Consider the following 16,149-nt stretch of genomic DNA (forward strand, 5'->3'; position numbering starts at 1 on the left):
ATGCGCAAACTTCTGGTCGTCAACCTGCTGATCCTGGCCAGCCTGCTGGCCATCGCTGAAGTGATTGCAGCATTGATCGTTCAACAGCAAGGCGAGCCCCTTGCGCTGGTAAGACTGGCCCGCCAACTCAAAAGCGGCAGCACGATCGAGCCGCCTACCGCAGCCGACGCCTGTGAGCGCAAAACTTCATGGGATCCGGAATCCCCCTACGTGCCAGAGCCAATACTCGGCTACTGGTACAAAACCAACAGCATCAGCACCGCCACGATTCAGCTGCCCGAAGAAGTTCAACGTGTGGGCATCACTGGAACAGTGGACCGATATCAATGGACGCTGAGCACAGGCAGACAAGGTGAACGTCTCAGCAGACCTGCAAACTCTCCCGCCAGAACAGCGCCCGCAGTGTTGGTGCTTGGCGACAGCTTCGTGTTGGGAGCTGGCCTCTCGGATAACGCCTCACTGGCCTGGCAGCTGCAAAGCCTTTTGCCGGATCAACCCGTCGCCAACTACGCCGGTGGTGGATTCGGCACGGTGCATCAGTGGCTGATGCTGCGTGATGCCAACAACGCCCAAACGCTGATCCCGAAAGACCTGCAAAAGCAACTGCAGGGAGGACACGTTCTGCTGGGCCACGCGGACTACTACCTCAAGCGCAACGTGGCAGCACCGTCTCGGCTGAGAACCTTCAACCCCAAGTGCGGAACCTTTCAACAACAGTTGAAACGTCAGCCTGCCCTTGCCGAGGCCTACACACACCCCAGAGCATCTCTGATTAACGGTTCACTCACCGTCAGCCAGATCCCCTTGTTCAAGGACCATCGCGGAGAGGATCCAGGACGCGAGCAACAGATCAGGGTCACCACGGCACTGATTGATGCAATCCTCCAGGAAATCGCAGTTCTGAAGGCCACTCCCACAGTGCTCTGGCTACAGGGTGACAACAACAGTGCTGTGATCAACCACTACCAGCAGAAGGGTGTGGCCGTTCTGGATCTGCGCGGCGGCAATGGCCTCTGGACCCGCGACAATCTCGAACCGTTCGACAACCATCCCGGGCCTCTCAGCACAAGCCATTGGGCCGCATTGGTCGCTGCAAAGCTGAGAGCACAATGAACCAGCGAGCACCTCTCACTCTTGTTGTGGGCATGCATCGCAGCGGAACGTCACTGCTGGGGTCGTTGCTGCCTGCCTGTGGCATTGCAATGCCCGGACCGTTGCTGCACGGTGATGATCACAACCCCGAGGGCTACTTCGAGCACGCCGACGTGACCGCTCTCCAGGAAGAGCTGCTGATCGATCTGGAGCGCTGGTGGCCCTCGTCGAGAGGAATGCAACCACTGCCTCAAGGATGGCTTGACAGTGCTCGAGGCCAGCGGGCCTTACACGATCTGATGGAATTACTCAGGCCTGAGGCTGCCTGCCAGGAAGGCCCATGGGCCATTAAGGATCCGCGCTCGAGTCTGCTGTTGCCACTTTGGAAACAAGCATGCCGAAACCTGAAAATCCCCCTGCAGCTGCTGCTGGCAGTTCGGGATCCCGCCGAAGTGATGGTGTCGCTGGTCAAGCGAGATCAGGCGGTCACTGGAATGGATGGCTGGAGAGCACAGCGCCTCTGGTGGCATCACAACGCGCAGGTACTGCGTGACGGAGCTGATCTCCCGCTGCAAGTGGTGAGTTACAGCCACTGGTTTGATCCGCACCGAGCCCTGAAACAAGTACGCAAACTGGCTCCATGGAGTTCCAGGGAACAACAACGTCAAGCCTTAGCTGCCATCAAACCTGAACACCGTCGTAGCCGCCAGAACGAACTACCTGCGGCTTTGGCAGTCCCTGTGAAAGCGTTTTACAGGCGTCTGGAAACGTTGGCGCGTCAACCGAATCAACGACAAAGCCTGGAGCGATGGTTACTCCAGCAGCCCGAGCTTCCGGCTTTTGCTCCAGCACGACGGCGCAGTCAGCTCAAGCGCATCATCAAGATCTTGCGAAGGGGGCAACTACCAAAAACTGCGATGGCCGCACACCCCTGGAGCGCCCTGGCGACTGTGCTGTATGGCAGACGGGGACAGGCCGCGAAGCTTCAGCTGCAAATTTGGCAGCTGGAGGGTTTCACCGATGTCGAACTGGAGCACATTGCTGATCTGGCTGGACCTGTTCCTGAGGCTGAACACTGGAGCTCAGACCATGGCAACATCACAATTCAGGTTCGCGGAGCAGACCTGAACCAATGGCCTGTGCACGCCTGGATTCAGCACTGTCCGGTCGAAACCAAAGGAATGAGCAGCTTTGAGGCGAGGCCTCTAGGCAGCCTGGAGGCGAGCCCGATCGCTCTCAACCTGGTCGAGGTCTCCAGCGGCCACGATGGTGCGATTGAGCTGTTGAAGCTGGCTGAGCTGGAGCGGGTCTGGGATCCCAATCGCAAACAGGTCAGGCTGTTGCGTCAATTCGGGATCAATGCCTCCTGGATCGCGCCAACTGCTGATGTGAATGACTACTTGAATCCATCCGACCAAACATGGGATGCCTGCGCAGCCTCGCTCGGACTTGCTGAACCAAGGCATTTGGCAGAGCTGGGATCCACGTTGTGCCTGGGCAGCAACAACCCTGGTTTGAACCGCGAAATGATATCCCCGCTGCTCGGCATCCCTGGTTTCAACGGCCTTGCCTCCAGCAATCCAGACACCGCTCGGCTAATGGCGCAATGGCTGCAGAGCTGCCTGCATTCCGGGCTGGAGATCGTGCGTCAACAACAGACGCCAGAAGAAGAGCAAAAGCACGGTTGGCAAGCTCTAGTGCAACTCACTCACAAACAGACAGCACCAGTGCTGATCCTGAACGAGCCGATCAGCGCCCAAGAACTGCTTGAGGAGCTGCGCTGGTATCGCCAAGGCTGCCCAACCCCTTCGCCCTGTCACACCCCTGAGCCAGATTCCAACGTGCTGTATGAGAGCGATGAAGCGCAGTTGGTCGAGACGATCTGCGTTTGCATCAGCCTCTACAACTATGGCTCACGCGTTCTCGATGCCCTGAACAGCGTGTTGATGCAGAGCGATGCCGGCACAGTCGAGCTGATCGTGGTTGACGATGCCTCAAGCGACAACAGCCCTGCTGTGGTGGAGACATGGATGAGCGATCATCATCGACAGCTGGGGCGCTGCTTACTTCTTCAACACACTGAAAACGGCGGGCTTGCTGCTGCTCGCAACACCGCTTTTCGAGCCGCCACCAGTCGCTGGTGCTTCGTGCTGGATGCCGATAACCAGCTCGATTGCGAAGCACTTGCATGTTGTGGGCATCTCGCTAGGCAGGCAGATGCTCACTGTGCAGTGATCCACAGCCTGGTGCGCGTGAAGCCTGAAAAGGGAAGTGATGACCCGAGAGTGCTGGTGAGCGATGCTCCCTGGCAACAGCAGCTGTTCCGCAGCGGCAACTACATCGATGCGATGGCTCTGGTCAGACGCGAGGCCTGGAAGGCCATTGGGGGATATACCCACATTCCCGGAGGCTGGGAGGATTTCGATTTCTGGTGCTGCCTTATTGATGCTGGCTGGCACGGCGTTCTGTGCCCCCAGGTCCTGGCCACCTACACCAGTCATGACAGCTCGATGCGAGCCAAAAGCACAACCATTCAGGAACGTCGCCTCAGTCGTCTATTACAGGCGCGCCATTCATGGCTCGATTTGCCGCAGTGCCATGACCAGGCGATCTGGCCCCACTCCAAGGCCTAGGTCTGATCGTCGTCTCCAACAGGCCAGCGCTGTAGACGCGGCGGCCTGGCCAGACGAAAAGACTCACCAATTAAAGACAGATTGGGGTTGTAGGCAGGATCTCGATCCAGCTGATCGCCCCAGCGCTGTTTCATCCAAGCCACCTCAGACGCAAAACGGGCCGCCTTCTCAGGACTGAGATCTTGGCCACGGCTGACCGACTCATGGTGGATGAGCTTTGCAGCGGGCACGTAGACGTTTTGCAGCCCGATTTCCCGCAGTTTCAGGCAGAAATCCACGTCGTTGAACGCCACTTTCAGGTTGTCTTCATCCAAACCACCCACTTGCTGGTAGTGATCCCGGCGAACGACCAGACATGCGGCGGTGACTGCGGCCATTTCCTGAGTCAGTTGGGCTCTTGAGAAATAGCCGGGATGTTCAGCGGGCCAGCCGAGGTGAGCATGATTGGCGACCCCACCCACACCCAGCAACACTCCCGCATGCTGCAGGGTCTGATTGGGATACAGCAGGCGCGCACCCGCAGCACCCACACCAGGCCGGAGAACCTGAACGACAAGCGCCTCAAGCCAGTTGGGTTCAATCACCTCAATGTCGTTGTTGAGGAGACAAATGACCTCCCCACTAGCCTCCAGGACAGCCTTGTTGTTAAGCGCTGAATAATTGAACGGACTGGAATCGCGCAGAACCCCGATCATCTCCCGCTGCTCGAGCTTGGCGAGGAACTCAAGCGTGGCTGGATCGTCGGAGCCGTTATCCACCACCAGCACCTCCAGATCGGGGTAGCGCGTGAGCTCAAGCAGGCTGGTGAGACAGGGCTCGAGCACCTTGAGTGCATTCCGGGTAGGAATGATCACACTCACTCGTGGGGCTGGGTCTGGTAATGCCAGATCTGCTTGGAAACCCACAGGACTCCAGCTCAACTGGCGTAAGGGCAGGTTGCGCCGTTGCAGATGCTGCGTGATTGCCCGCTCGGCCGCCTTCACGGTGTAGGGCTTGGCTTTCGCACCACCTGCCGTGCTCTCAGGGTGAACTCGCCAGTGGTAAAGCACCCGGGGGATGTGCACGATCTGATTGCGCTGTAGCTGCTCACTGCATCTGAGAACAAGGTCATGATCCTGAGACCCCTCCAGACCCTGTCGGAACCCGCCCAATCGCCGCACCAGTTCCGTGCTGTAGACACCGAGATGGGAAAACATGTTCTGGGCCTCCATCAACAGAGGATTCCAGTCACCTTTGAAGTAAGGGTCAAAGAACCTGCCGTCGGAACTGATCTTGTCTTCATCGGAATAGAACAGCCGCGCGTCCGGGCAGGCCTGAATGGCATGCGCGACCCAGATCAATGCGTCGTCCGGAAGAAGATCATCGTGATCCAGCAATGCCAGCCAAGGCGCTTTGACCAACTCCAAGGCGCTGTTTGAACTGGCGCAGATATGACCATTGCACTCTCGGAACACCACCTGGATCCTGGAATCAGCTGCCATTGCGGCTTCCAGCAACGGACGAATCCGTAGATCCGTGGAGCAATCGTCTGCGATGCAGAGCTGCCAGTGGGGATACAACTGCGACTTCACAGAGTCAATTGCCGCCTGCAACCACTCAGGCCTGGGGTTGAACACCGGCATCAGCACGGCAATCTGCACCGGTGCCTGCACTGACGCGGCCCAGATCTTCATGGCCTTTCTTTCAGACTCAGTCGTGCTGAATTCCGACATCCACTCCGCGTAATCCGGGGCGAATTGCAGCGGATCACTGAGACGCCGCAAACGATCAAGACTTGCTCGTGGCCCATCCTTCAGGGCCTGCCAGACAAACCGCGGCGTACGCAGCAAAATCGCAGGATCAGTCCGCATCACCAGCGCGGAGGTGCGCAATCGACGGATCAAGGAGCGGATTTTCATCGCGGCAGCCAAGCCAGCAGACCGTATAACCCCAATGAACGCAAAGGACCATGTTTACTGGGTCGCTCTTCGGCAGAAAGCTCCAGCAACGCTCGCCAACGTCGCCTGCGCGGCAGCTGCAACAGTTCGGGCAAAGCTGAGAGCGCTTGGCCATAGCAGTGCTCGAACACCTCCGCCTGTCGCAAAGCAGCCCTGGTGTGGCCGCCAGCCGAGGGATCCGAGAACAGATTCCTCAGCCTGCGCATCCAATAGCTCAAACCGAGGCCCTGGGCTCCGAGCACATTGCTCCCGTGCTGGCGATACAGGACCGTTGGCTCGGAAAGGAAAGCAATCTCGCCCAGACCACTGGCCACCAGAGCCAACCACCAATCGTGCATCAGCGCCTCAGCAGGAATCGGCAGAGCCTTGTGCAAGAGCGCGCGATTGAGCAGCACAGTGCAACCGGTCACGACGTTGGTGAGCACCAGATGCTCTGGAGCCGTGCGCAGGGGATCCAGTTGCTGACGCTGCAGATAGGTGCATCCCAGCAACGTCGCTTCACCATCGACCAACTCAAGATCGCTGTGCACCAACAGAGGCATCTCGGCCCCATGGCGGTGCTCCATGTTCTGCAGCAAGGCCAGAGAGGCTTCCAATTTGTGGGGCAGCCAAACGTCGTCCTGATCAGCAAGCGCCACGTAAGGAGCCTGGGTAGCTTCCAGCAGGCGGTTCACGTTGGCAGTGCAGCCAAGGTTGCCGTCGGCAGGCAACAGCTCCAGCCAGTCGCCGTATTCACGCTTGAGAGAAAGCAACAACTCCGGAGTTCCATCAGTGGAACCGTCATCACGTAGCAGCAGTCGCTGGGGCCGCAGCGTCTGCTGATCGATCGAAATGATCTGCTGCCTGAGAAAGGCAGCGCCGTTGTAGGTGGGAAGCACAACCTCGATCACCAGAGCGCCAAACCCCACTTGCAGAAGTACTTCCAGGCACTGGTGAGATTCACCACCATCAGGCCCAGGTTGCGATAGTTGCCACGGCCCCAGCCATGCACCACAGCGGTGATCGGCAGGTGCACACACTGGCCATCACGAGCGAGCCTGCGCGTGAGATCTGCGTCCTCGAGATAGAGGAAATAACGCTCATCGAAGCCGCCAACACGGCGGAAGGCTTCACTGCGGATCAACATGCAACACCCGCTGAGATAAGGCACCTCAAACACCTCTTGGTAGTTCTGTTCCGCCATCACATACCAGCGGTCATAACGCTTGAGCCATCTGGGCTTCAGCCAGTTGGGCAAGAAGCGCCGACTGAACAGGCCCAGCACTGTGGGGTGTTGCTTGCAAAGCTGCTGGGGCTCGCCTATTTCATCGAGGATCTGAGGCACCGCCAGGCTCACCTTGGGATGCTGCTGCAGCCAACCAAGAAGCTGCTCGAAAGTGCCCTGCTGCCAAGAAAGATCGGTGTTCAGCACACCGATATGAGGGGCTAATACGCCGAGACGCTCCACCAAACGGTTCACTGCGCGCCCATAACCAGGGTTGTCACGATTGACCAAGAAACAATCAGCCTCTGACTGCAACTGCTCCACCGGCTCACCAGGACGGTGGTCGTTCACCACCACCGCGTAACCGAAATGCGGAGGCAGCTCAGCCAGGCAAGCCTGAAGCTGCTCGACTTCCCCTTGCGAGGGGTGATAAGCCACGAACAGAAGTTGAAGCTGTCGCTTTGGCGCACCAACAGTTTCGGGTTGATCCCTATCCATGACATTGGAGCCGCGACCCAGTCATACCTTGGCGCCAATGCGCTCACCGCTGTAATCGGCCTGCTCACGCACCGTTGTGCACCAAGAGAGATGATCGAGATACCAGCGCACGGTGGCCTCAAGGCCTTGCTCAAAACTGTGGCGGGGCGTCCAGCCCAATTCCCTGGTGATCTTGGCGGCGTCGATGGCATAGCGCCTGTCATGGCCAGGACGATCGCCCACACGCGTAATCAGGCGTGCGTGGGGCGCACCGTCTGGCCGTAGCTGATCCATCAGGGAACAGATCGTTTCCACAACATCCCGATTGGTGCGCTCACTGGGCGAGCCATGGTCACCAGCCCCTCCCACGCAATAGCTATCTCCCAACCGGCCACGAGTAGCGGCCAGCAGCAAGGCCTCAACGTGATCCTCCACATACAACCAATCGCGCACATTGGCGCCATCGCCATAGAGAGGAATGGGTTCACCGACCACCGCCTTGAGAATCACCACTGGGATAAGTTTTTCGGGGAACTGCCAAGGTCCGTAATTGTTCGAGCAGTTGGTGAGAACCACAGGCAACCCGAAGGTGTGATGCCAGGCGCTGACCAGGTGATCACTGGCCGCTTTGCTGGCGGAATAGGGGCTTCGCGGGTCATAGGCCGTGGTTTCTGAAAAACGGCCTGACTCGCCCAGGGAACCGAACACCTCATCGGTGCTGATGTGATGAAAACGAAAACGCTCCTGGCGCTCTGTGGGCAGCTCCTGCCAATGACGGCGAGCGGCCTGAAGCAGGTTGAAGGTGCCCGTGACATTGCTCTCGATGAAGGCGCCAGGGCCATCGATCGAACGGTCGACGTGGCTTTCAGCAGCCAGATGCATCACGAGGTCTGGATCCGCTTGCCGAATGGCCTGATCGGTTGCAACTGCATCAACCAGATCAACCTTCAACAACTGATGGCGCTGGGGATCCGAAGGTGCCAAACCATCAAGCACCTGATCGATACTGGTGAGATCACTCGCGTAACCGATCTTGTCGAGCGTGGTCACCTCAATGCCAGGCCAGCTGAGCAAACGCCTCACCACGCAGCTGCCGATGAATCCCGCGCCACCTGTTACCAGCACGCGTGTGCCAGGGGGCAACAGAATCTCGGACATAGTCGAAAATTAATCTGATTGACATTAATCCAGAGTCAGAACCAGCACCCTTGTCGCAGCAGACAGCTGACAAAACCATCGTCATCTCACTGAACCAGACATGAATATTCTCTTCGTTCATCAGAACTTTCCAGGCCAATATGTGCATATCTGCCGGCAATTTTTAAGTCAAAGTGGCAATACCGTGGTGTCGGTCAGCATGAACGAAAGCAGCATTGCGAAAGTGAAGGGTTATCACCATTACATCTACCAGCCCAAGCGTGGAAACGGTGCAGACATTCACCCCTTAATTATCGACTCAGAAACCAAGGTCATCCGCGCCGAAGCCTGCGCAGAACTCTGCTCGGAACTCAAACGCAAAGGCTTCACGCCAGACATCATCTGCGGACATCCCGGCTGGGGCGAATTGCTTTTCCTTCCCTACATCTGGCCTGGCATTCCAATCCTGATGTATCAGGAGTTCTGCTACAACGTGAACGGTTTTGATTGTGCGTTTGATCGTGAGTTACAGCCTGACGACAACGACTGGATCAATTCAGGTCGAATTCACATGAAAAATGCCAATACCCTGCTGAATCTTGATCACGCCACCTGGAATATCACACCCACATCGTTCCAGAAAAGCTCGTATCCAGAGCGCTTTCACCATCGCTTTTCGGTGATCCACGATGGTATTTCCAATGAAGCCAGGCCAGCCAAAAAATCCAACAAGTTGTCGTTTGAAATTAATGACGAACTCACACTCAGCAGCGCTGACAAATTGATCACATTCGTGAACCGCCACATCGAGCCCTATCGCGGTTGTCACTCCTTCATTCGAGCCATCCCCAAGATTCAGGAACTACAACCTGAGGCCCAGATCGTTGTGGTTGGTGAAAGAAAGGGAATTAGCTATGGAAAAGTCTGTGATGAAGGCGAATGGTGCGATCGTTTCCTCGCGGAGATCGAAGGTCAGTACGACCCCTCAAGGGTTCATTTCGTGGGACGCATCAACTACGAACGCTTTCTCACTTTGCTGCAACTGAGCAAAGCCCATGTGTATCTCACCTATCCATTTGTGCTGAGCTGGAGCATGCTGGAAGCCATGAGCATCGGCTGCGCCATCGTGGGTTCAGCGACGGCACCTGTGATGGAGGTGCTTGATCACGAGCACAACGGGCTACTGGTGGACTTTTTTAGTCCAAAGGACATTGCCGAACAGGTGGACCGGCTGCTGAGAGATCGCAGCCTGGCCAAACAACTGGGCCATCAGGCTCACCGCGATGCTGTGGAGCACTACAGCCTCGAGCGCTGTCTGCCACGACAGCTCAATCTGATCGATCTTGTGGCATCAAGAGCGATTGGCCACTGAATTCAGGGAATTCGGCCGATCACTTCAGCCAGTGCATCCCGCCAATAGCGGGCTGGCAAACCCAGCAACGAACGCGTGGCATTGCAATCCAGCAGTGAGTAGCCCGGCCGTTGAGCAGGTGTGGGGTACTCAGCAGTCGTAATCGGCTCAACACAAGCAGCCGAGCTCAACCGACCTGCCGCAACGCCAAGTTCACCGATGGCCACTGCAAAGTCGTACCAACTGGCAGCTCCAGAGTCACTGCAGTGGTGCATGCCATTGGCAGCGCGTTCGATCAACGCCCAGCAGGCCTGAGCGAGGGTGGTGGTGCTTGTAGGACAGCCCACCTGATCCGCCACGACCCTGAGGGAATCACCAGCCTCTGCCTTGATCGCATGCAACCGCAGCATGGTGAGCAGGAAATTTCGCCCAACTGGGCCGTACACCCAACTGGTGCGCAGAATCGCCAATCGCTCTGGGGCCAAAACCTCAGCAGCAGCTTTCTCACCAGCTGCCTTGGTGCGGCCGTAGACGCCGATGGGATCGCAGGGCTGATCAGGCCGATAGGGGTGTCCCTGCTGTCCGTTAAAGACAAAATCAGTGCTCACCTGCAGCAAGGAACCACCGGTTTGCTGCAAAGCAGCAGCGAACGCTCCCGGCGCTTGCGCATTCACCCGATCAGCCAGCTCAGGCTCACTTTCAGCGCGATCCACGGCTGTGTAGGCCCCGGCATTGATCAACCAATCCGGCTGATGCTTTTCCACAGCCTCACGACAAGCAACAGGATCCGCAAGATCAAGCTGCTCACGACCCAAGGCCAGCAACTCCAGCGAGGGCGGGCAGGTGTGCTGCAGTTCCTGGCCGAGCTGGCCGGCTGCACCGGTGATCAGAACACGCATGGCTGATCCTTCAACAAGGGAGCGTCTGCGTCTTTCTCAGACAGCAAAGGAGAGCTCCCAGCTACAGCACCCTCAAGAGCAGGCCAGGCAATGGCGAGATCGGGATCATCCCATCGCACCGCCTGCTCGCACTCGCGGCTCCAGAAGTCCGTGGTTTTGTAAAGCACCTCAGCGTGATCACTGAGGGTGAGGAAGCCATGGCCGAAACCGGCCGGCACCCACAGCTGCTGATGGTTGTCAGCCGTCAGCCGAGCGCCCACCCACTGACCAAACGTCGCTGAACTGCGGCGCAGATCCACTGCCACATCAAAGATCGCGCCCAGCACGCAGCGCACGAGTTTGCCCTGGGGATGGGGGGCCACCTGATAGTGAAGACCACGCAGGACACCACAACTGGAGCGGGAATGGTTGTCCTGAACAAAGTCAGGCACAGGCTGACCATCCGCTTCCATGGCTGCAGCAAACGCCAACTGATTCCAGCTCTCAAAGAAAAATCCCCGGCCATCACCGAACACCTTTGGAGTGATCAACAACGGTCCGCCAAGGACCGAGCCCGAGGATGCGGTGAGCCGTTCAGCTTGCATCGGGATACTCCATCAGTTGGAGCAGGTAATCGCCATAGCCACTCTTGCGTAGCGGTTCCGCAAGCTTTTTCAACTGTTCGCCGCTGATCCAGCCCTGCCTCCAGGCCACCTCTTCAGGGCAACCCACCTTGAGACTCTGGCGGTGCTCCAGGGTACGGATATAACTGCCGGCCTCCTGCAGGGAATCACAAGTGCCCGTATCCAGCCAGGCCATGCCGCGCCCCATCAATTGCACCTGCAACAGGCCTTCATCGAGGTACTGACGGTTGAGATCAGTGATCTCCAGTTCACCGCGTGCTGAGGGCTTCACCTGCCGGGCACGCTCCACCACAGAGTCGTCGTAGAAATAGAGACCCGTCACCGCATAGCGCGACTTTGGCCGCTCCGGCTTTTCTTCGATGCTGATCACCTGGCCATCGGAGGCGAACTCCACCACTCCGTAACGCTCGGGATCGCGCACCGGGTATGCAAACACCGTTGCTCCCTGGCTGGCCTGGTTGCTCTGCAGTAATTGGGGCACCAGCTCACCACCATGGAAGAGGTTGTCGCCCAGCACCAGGGCCGCAGGAGCATTAGCCAGAAACTCTGCTCCGATCACAAAAGCCTGAGCAAGGCCGTCGGGGCTGGGCTGAACGGCGTAGGTGATCTCCATCCCCCAGGAACGACCATCTCCCAGAAGTCGCTCAAACGCATCACGATCATGGGGCGTGGTGATGATCAGCACCTCGCGGATACCCGCCAGCATCAAAGTGCTGAGCGGGTAATAGATCATCGGCTTGTCAAACACCGGCAGCAGCTGCTTGCTCACCGCCAGCGTGATCGGGTGCAGTCGAGTTCCGCTACCACCGGCGAGAATGATCCCCTTGCGCTGCTGCACGCGTCTGATCGGCACTGGGCAGATGCTCGCATGCGACTCGCAATGAAACAGCCCTGACAACACAGGTAATCTGGCCCGCAGGAACGCCAGTTCAGCCCTCGAACGATCCATGCGCGTTCACATCTGTATTCCCCATTACGCCCGGGAGGAGGCCAATGATGCCGCTAATCCCCATGGCTACGGATCACTTCGGGCCGGCTCTCAGTTTCAACGCTCCCTGGCTCTGAGTCGCTGCCTGCACGGCCTGTTGGGCCTGCAGCGACAAGCGGAGATGACCGTGCTGAATATCGACAAAAAGTGCATCGATCACTTTCCAGCCAACCATTCACCGCTTGAGTTGAAAATCAGCGTCTGCACCGACGGCCAGCACCAGCTGAATGAGGTGCTCGATCTGTTCAGTCCGCAGGTTGAGAGAGTTGAGCTGCAACCCGATGATCCCCGCCTGCTGCCACTGGCCTGCAGAGATCATCTGATCAGCAACCGTTCCGGGGCCGACCTGATGATGTATCTGGAAGATGATCTGGTGATCCATGATCCCGCCTTCTTCGATAAGCAGCGCTGGTTTCTTGAGAAAACCGACCACCGCTTCTGCCTGATGCCGCATCGCTACGAACCGGTGCATCAAGGAGCGATCAACCAGTTGCTGGTGGATGGCCCCCTCTCACCCCAGTTCATCGGGCGCTTCATGCAACCCCAGCTCGATGCCGCCCAAGGCCTCTACGGCGGGCATCAAAAGGTGCATTTTGACCTCACCAGCAACCCCCATTCCGGCTGTTTTGTGATCAGCGCTCAACAGGCTGAGGAACTCAGCCAACACGAACTGCCCAGGGAGGGATTCGTCGGCCCCCTGGAAACTGCTGCAACTCTCACGGTGCTGCATCGTTATCCCGTGATGAAACCCAACTTGGAGAACTGGCAGTTCCTGCAGCTGGAACACGGCCACCCTTCTTTTCGCGGCTATCTGGGGTCATTCCCCCATCAATCCCTGCCTATCGCTCAACAGCAGACAGCTGAACAAGCGCTGAACAAAGCATGACCTTCTCGATCCAGAGATCGCTACAGGCCTACGACGCTCTGACCCGCAACCCCAGCATTCTCTGGCGGTTGACCGAGAGAGAGGTTGCATTGCGCTACCGGGGATCACTGCTGGGTTGGAGCTGGACCCTGCTCAACCCGCTGCTGATGTTGGCGGTTTACACCTTTGTGTTCTCCACTGTGTTCAAGGCGCGTTGGCCCGACCTGCAGGAGGCCGGTCCGATCGGGTTTGCCATCAACCTGTTCGCCGGGCTGATTGTGTACAGCCTGTTTGCCGAGTGCATCAGCAAAGCGCCGACTCTGGTGCTGGGTCAGCCGAGCTACGTGAAAAAAGTGATCTTTCCACTTGAGCTATTGAGCGCTGTGGCAGTGGGTGCAGCAGCCTTCCACGCCTGCACAAGCCTGGTGGTGCTGGGTCTGTTTGAACTGATCGCCCAAGGGGCAATCCCACTCACTGCGCTCTGGCTTCCACTGGTGTGGTTACCGCTGTTGCTGGGATCTCTTGGGCTGTGCTGGTTGCTATCAGCACTGGGGGTGTATCTACGAGATTTGCCCCAGTTGGTGAATGTGGGCCTCACCACGCTGATGTTTCTCAGCGCGATCTTTTATCCGGTTTCAGCCCTGCCGGAGCGCTGGCAACCGGTCTTGAACCTCAATCCGCTGGTGATCGTGATCGAACAGACCCGGGCCGTGCTGGTCAGCGGACAGCAGCCATCCACGCTCTATCTCTGCCTGGGCCTGCCGCTCAGCGTTGTGCTGTGTGAACTTTGCTTCAGGATGTTCCAGAAGGCCCGGCGTGGGTTCGCTGACGTGATGTGAACGATGGCTAACCCAATCAGGATTCAAGTTGAGCAGCTGAGCAAGTGCTATCGGGTGTTTTCCTCACCAAGAGCCCGCCTCGCCCAGGGGCTTTGGCTTGGAAGCCGCACGTTTTATGAGCCCTTCTGGGCACTCAGGGATGTGAGCTTTCAGCTTGAAGCCGGCCAGACCATGGGTGTGGTGGGGCGCAACGGATCCGGCAAGAGCACCCTGCTTCAAATGCTCTGCGGAACACTGACACCCAGCAGCGGCACTATGACGATCGAAGGGCGCGTGGCTGCACTGCTGGAACTGGGCAGCGGCTTCAACCCCGAGTTCACAGGCCTGGAAAACATCTACCTGAATGCGGCTCTGCTGGGTCTCACCAAGGAGGAAACCGACTCAAATCTGGATTCGATTCTCGCCTTCGCCGACATCGGCGACTTCGTTCACCAGCCGGTCAAGACGTACTCAAGTGGCATGGCCCTGCGGCTGGCCTTTGCAGTGCAGGCCAACATCAAGCCCGACGTGCTCGTGGTGGATGAAGCTCTGGCCGTTGGCGATGAATTCTTCCAACGCAAGTGCTTCAAACACCTGGAAGCACTCAAGGACAAAGGAACATCAATTCTGCTGGTTACGCACAACTGCGGACAGATCCTGCAGCACTGCGATCAGGCGATGCTGTTGCACCGAGGACAACTGGAATTCATCGGTCATCCCAAAAGCATCACCACGATTTACCAACGTCTGAACAACAGCGGTGAAGAGGGCTGGCGAACTCAGGCCCAGAGTTTGTTCGATCAACTCGAAGCCGATGAAGACCTGCCGGATCCAGCCCGTGAAGCAAAGGCTGGATCTTCGCCGGAGTCGGACTGCAGCGGTTTCGACCCGAACCTGAAACCAGAAAGCACGATGGCTTATCCCAGCCGCGGTCTAACAATCGAAACGATTCAAATCCTCGATGCCAAAGGGAACCCCAGCAACGTGCTGCACCAGGGCGACGAGTTTCACGTGGCTTTGGAGTACCACGCTGATGAGGCTGTCGAGAATGTAGAGCTAGCCTGCAGCATCACCGATAAATCTGGACAGTTGATCACGGGCCAGCGCTTCCCTGAACTGGGCAAGAGCCTGCCCCCCCTGAGCGCTGGTACGAGCTTTTCCTGTCGCTTCAAGTTCGATGGTTGCCTGCAGCCGGGGCTGTATTTCCTTAATGCAGGCGCGTGGAACTGCCCAGAAAAAATTTATTTACATCGAATCGTGGATGGATGCGCCATTCGGATTCTGCTTCCGCGCAAGGCCAGCTTCGGATTCGGACTGGTGGATCTCTCCAGCACCGCACCAGAACTCATCCACACAGCATCGAGCGAGCAAAAGCGCGCCATAGATTGATGAACAGATTTCAAGCCGGATGAGCGAGCCCTCCTTTCACGATCTCTCCCAGGAAACGTTGGCTCTTTTGCGGTGGCACAACCTCCTAGGAGCTTTGGTCCGCGCCGACGTGACGGCGAAGGCGGTGGAATCAATTGCTGTGCCGCAGGACGAATGTGAACAGCTTTGGAACGCTTACCTCAACAAACAGAACATCGAGGATGACGCTGCACTGAACAAGCACCTGCAGACGCGGGGCTTGTCAGCCGACGGTCTGCGCTGGCAACTGGAGTTACCGGAACGCGTACGCCAATACAGCCAGGAGCACTTTCAGCACAAAGCCGAAGCACGCTTTCTGGCCCGTAAAGAACAGCTCGATCGCGTGGTGTACAGCCTTTTGCGGGTTAACGACGGTTTTCTAGCAAGGGAGCTCTATCTGCGCATCGCAGGTTCAGAGGCCAATTTCGCTGATTTAGCCGCTGAACACAGCCAAGGGCCAGAAGCCAAAACCAAAGGCATCGTGGGCCCGGTGCCAATGAGGCAGGCTCACCCAGCTCTCAGTGAACGGCTTCGCACCAGCCAGCCTGGGCAACTGCTGGAACCGTTCAACATTGAGCAGTGGTGGTTGGTGGCACGGCTGGAACGCTATGAAGCAGCCCGCTTCGACGAGGACACAGCACAACAGATGACGATGGAACTGTTCCAGGAGTGGATCAATGAAGAAGTTCTCTGTATGCTGGCGCGACTTTGATTGGCT

Annotated in this window: 14 protein-coding genes; 7 read left to right on the forward strand and 7 right to left on the reverse strand. The window is 57.7% G+C overall.

All coding sequences use genetic code 11. The annotated features are described in order from the left end of the window. Both AC6EI9_RS09820 and AC6EI9_RS09825 read left to right on the forward strand, forming a co-directional pair. Nucleotides 1–1,113 (forward strand): hypothetical protein, encoded by a 1,113-nt coding sequence (locus AC6EI9_RS09820; RefSeq protein ID WP_498467600.1) that lies wholly within the window; start codon nucleotides 1–3, stop codon nucleotides 1,111–1,113. Beyond that, entirely contained in the window at nucleotides 1,110–3,725 is a 2,616-nt protein-coding gene (locus tag AC6EI9_RS09825; protein WP_498467601.1) for a glycosyltransferase, read from the forward strand. The genes AC6EI9_RS09820 and AC6EI9_RS09825 overlap by 4 nt, the downstream gene beginning before the upstream one ends. Here AC6EI9_RS09825 and AC6EI9_RS09830 read toward each other — a convergent pair. The 4 genes from AC6EI9_RS09830 to rfbB are packed head-to-tail and all read right to left on the reverse strand — an operon-like array spanning nucleotide 3,722 to nucleotide 8,501. Next, nucleotides 3,722–5,623, reverse strand: coding sequence for a glycosyltransferase family 2 protein (locus AC6EI9_RS09830; protein ID WP_498467602.1), 1,902 nt, complete (start codon nucleotides 5,621–5,623; stop codon nucleotides 3,722–3,724). The genes AC6EI9_RS09825 and AC6EI9_RS09830 overlap by 4 nt on opposite strands. Beyond that, entirely contained in the window at nucleotides 5,620–6,570 is a 951-nt protein-coding gene (locus AC6EI9_RS09835) for a glycosyltransferase family 2 protein (RefSeq protein ID WP_498467603.1), read from the reverse strand. Before AC6EI9_RS09835 ends, AC6EI9_RS09830 begins: the two co-directional genes overlap by 4 nt. Next, nucleotides 6,549–7,364, reverse strand: a complete 816-nt coding sequence (locus tag AC6EI9_RS09840; protein WP_498467604.1) for a galactosyltransferase-related protein — start codon at nucleotides 7,362–7,364, stop codon at nucleotides 6,549–6,551. Before AC6EI9_RS09840 ends, AC6EI9_RS09835 begins: the two co-directional genes overlap by 22 nt. A gap of 21 nt (nucleotides 7,365–7,385) precedes the next feature. Further along, nucleotides 7,386–8,501: a dTDP-glucose 4,6-dehydratase gene (gene rfbB, locus AC6EI9_RS09845; RefSeq protein WP_498467605.1), complete on the reverse strand. Its 1,116-nt coding sequence runs from the start codon at nucleotides 8,499–8,501 to the stop codon at nucleotides 7,386–7,388. Nucleotides 8,502–8,700: 199 nt separating this feature from the next. Between rfbB and AC6EI9_RS09850 the strand changes: the two genes are divergently transcribed. Next, nucleotides 8,701–9,852, forward strand: a complete 1,152-nt coding sequence (locus tag AC6EI9_RS09850) for a glycosyltransferase (RefSeq protein WP_498467606.1) — start codon at nucleotides 8,701–8,703, stop codon at nucleotides 9,850–9,852. A gap of 2 nt (nucleotides 9,853–9,854) precedes the next feature. On the opposite strand, the gene rfbD is transcribed toward AC6EI9_RS09850, so the two are convergent. Genes rfbD through rfbA form a run of 3 tightly spaced genes read right to left on the reverse strand, consistent with a single transcriptional unit; the run spans nucleotide 9,855 to nucleotide 12,302 of the window. After that, nucleotides 9,855–10,730: a dTDP-4-dehydrorhamnose reductase gene (gene rfbD / locus AC6EI9_RS09855; protein WP_498467607.1), complete on the reverse strand. Its 876-nt coding sequence runs from the start codon at nucleotides 10,728–10,730 to the stop codon at nucleotides 9,855–9,857. Further along, a complete protein-coding gene (gene rfbC / locus AC6EI9_RS09860; RefSeq protein WP_498467608.1) occupies nucleotides 10,718–11,314 on the reverse strand; it encodes a dTDP-4-dehydrorhamnose 3,5-epimerase in 597 nt (198 codons plus the stop codon). Before rfbC ends, rfbD begins: the two co-directional genes overlap by 13 nt. Continuing rightward, nucleotides 11,304–12,302, reverse strand: coding sequence for a glucose-1-phosphate thymidylyltransferase RfbA (gene rfbA, locus AC6EI9_RS09865; RefSeq protein ID WP_498467609.1), 999 nt, complete (start codon nucleotides 12,300–12,302; stop codon nucleotides 11,304–11,306). The genes rfbC and rfbA overlap by 11 nt, the downstream gene beginning before the upstream one ends. On the opposite strand from rfbA, the gene AC6EI9_RS09870 reads away from it, so the two are divergent. From AC6EI9_RS09870 to AC6EI9_RS09885, 4 genes are read left to right on the forward strand one after another with little or no spacing between them, the layout of a single operon-like run. Beyond that, complete coding sequence (locus tag AC6EI9_RS09870; RefSeq protein WP_498467610.1) at nucleotides 12,301–13,227, forward strand: hypothetical protein; 927 nt, start codon at nucleotides 12,301–12,303, stop codon at nucleotides 13,225–13,227. The two genes, rfbA and AC6EI9_RS09870, sit on opposite strands and share 2 nt — an antisense overlap. Beyond that, nucleotides 13,224–14,045: an ABC transporter permease gene (locus AC6EI9_RS09875; protein WP_498467611.1), complete on the forward strand. Its 822-nt coding sequence runs from the start codon at nucleotides 13,224–13,226 to the stop codon at nucleotides 14,043–14,045. Before AC6EI9_RS09870 ends, AC6EI9_RS09875 begins: the two co-directional genes overlap by 4 nt. 3 nt (nucleotides 14,046–14,048) lie before the next feature. After that, nucleotides 14,049–15,413, forward strand: coding sequence for an ABC transporter ATP-binding protein (locus AC6EI9_RS09880; RefSeq protein ID WP_498467612.1), 1,365 nt, complete (start codon nucleotides 14,049–14,051; stop codon nucleotides 15,411–15,413). Between the two features lie 19 nt (nucleotides 15,414–15,432). Further along, the gene (locus AC6EI9_RS09885; protein WP_498467613.1) at nucleotides 15,433–16,143 is read left to right on the forward strand and encodes a peptidylprolyl isomerase; all 711 of its coding nucleotides are present in this window, start codon (nucleotides 15,433–15,435) and stop codon (nucleotides 16,141–16,143) included. The last annotated feature ends 6 nt before the right edge of the window (nucleotides 16,144–16,149 follow it).

It is taken from the genome of Synechococcus sp. MIT2312, assembly GCF_059772315.1.

Bases quoted from the DNA above. Each gene is read 5' to 3' on its own strand.
- AC6EI9_RS09820 (WP_498467600.1), top strand. From the start codon at position 1: ATGCGCAAACTTCTGGTCGTCAACCTGCTGATCCTGGCCAGCCTGCTG.
- AC6EI9_RS09825 (WP_498467601.1), top strand. From the start codon at position 1,110: ATGAACCAGCGAGCACCTCTCACTCTTGTTGTGGGCATGCATCGCAGC.
- AC6EI9_RS09830 (WP_498467602.1), bottom strand. From the start codon at position 5,623: ATGAAAATCCGCTCCTTGATCCGTCGATTGCGCACCTCCGCGCTGGTG.
- AC6EI9_RS09840 (WP_498467604.1), bottom strand. From the start codon at position 7,364: ATGGATAGGGATCAACCCGAAACTGTTGGTGCGCCAAAGCGACAGCTT.
- rfbB (WP_498467605.1), bottom strand. From the start codon at position 8,501: ATGTCCGAGATTCTGTTGCCCCCTGGCACACGCGTGCTGGTAACAGGT.
- AC6EI9_RS09850 (WP_498467606.1), top strand. From the start codon at position 8,701: ATGAACGAAAGCAGCATTGCGAAAGTGAAGGGTTATCACCATTACATC.
- rfbD (WP_498467607.1), bottom strand. From the start codon at position 10,730: ATGCGTGTTCTGATCACCGGTGCAGCCGGCCAGCTCGGCCAGGAACTG.
- rfbC (WP_498467608.1), bottom strand. From the start codon at position 11,314: ATGCAAGCTGAACGGCTCACCGCATCCTCGGGCTCGGTCCTTGGCGGA.
- AC6EI9_RS09870 (WP_498467610.1), top strand. From the start codon at position 12,301: ATGCGCGTTCACATCTGTATTCCCCATTACGCCCGGGAGGAGGCCAAT.
- rfbA (WP_498467609.1), bottom strand. From the start codon at position 12,302: ATGGATCGTTCGAGGGCTGAACTGGCGTTCCTGCGGGCCAGATTACCT.
- AC6EI9_RS09875 (WP_498467611.1), top strand. From the start codon at position 13,224: ATGACCTTCTCGATCCAGAGATCGCTACAGGCCTACGACGCTCTGACC.
- AC6EI9_RS09880 (WP_498467612.1), top strand. From the start codon at position 14,049: ATGGCTAACCCAATCAGGATTCAAGTTGAGCAGCTGAGCAAGTGCTAT.
- AC6EI9_RS09885 (WP_498467613.1), top strand. From the start codon at position 15,433: ATGAGCGAGCCCTCCTTTCACGATCTCTCCCAGGAAACGTTGGCTCTT.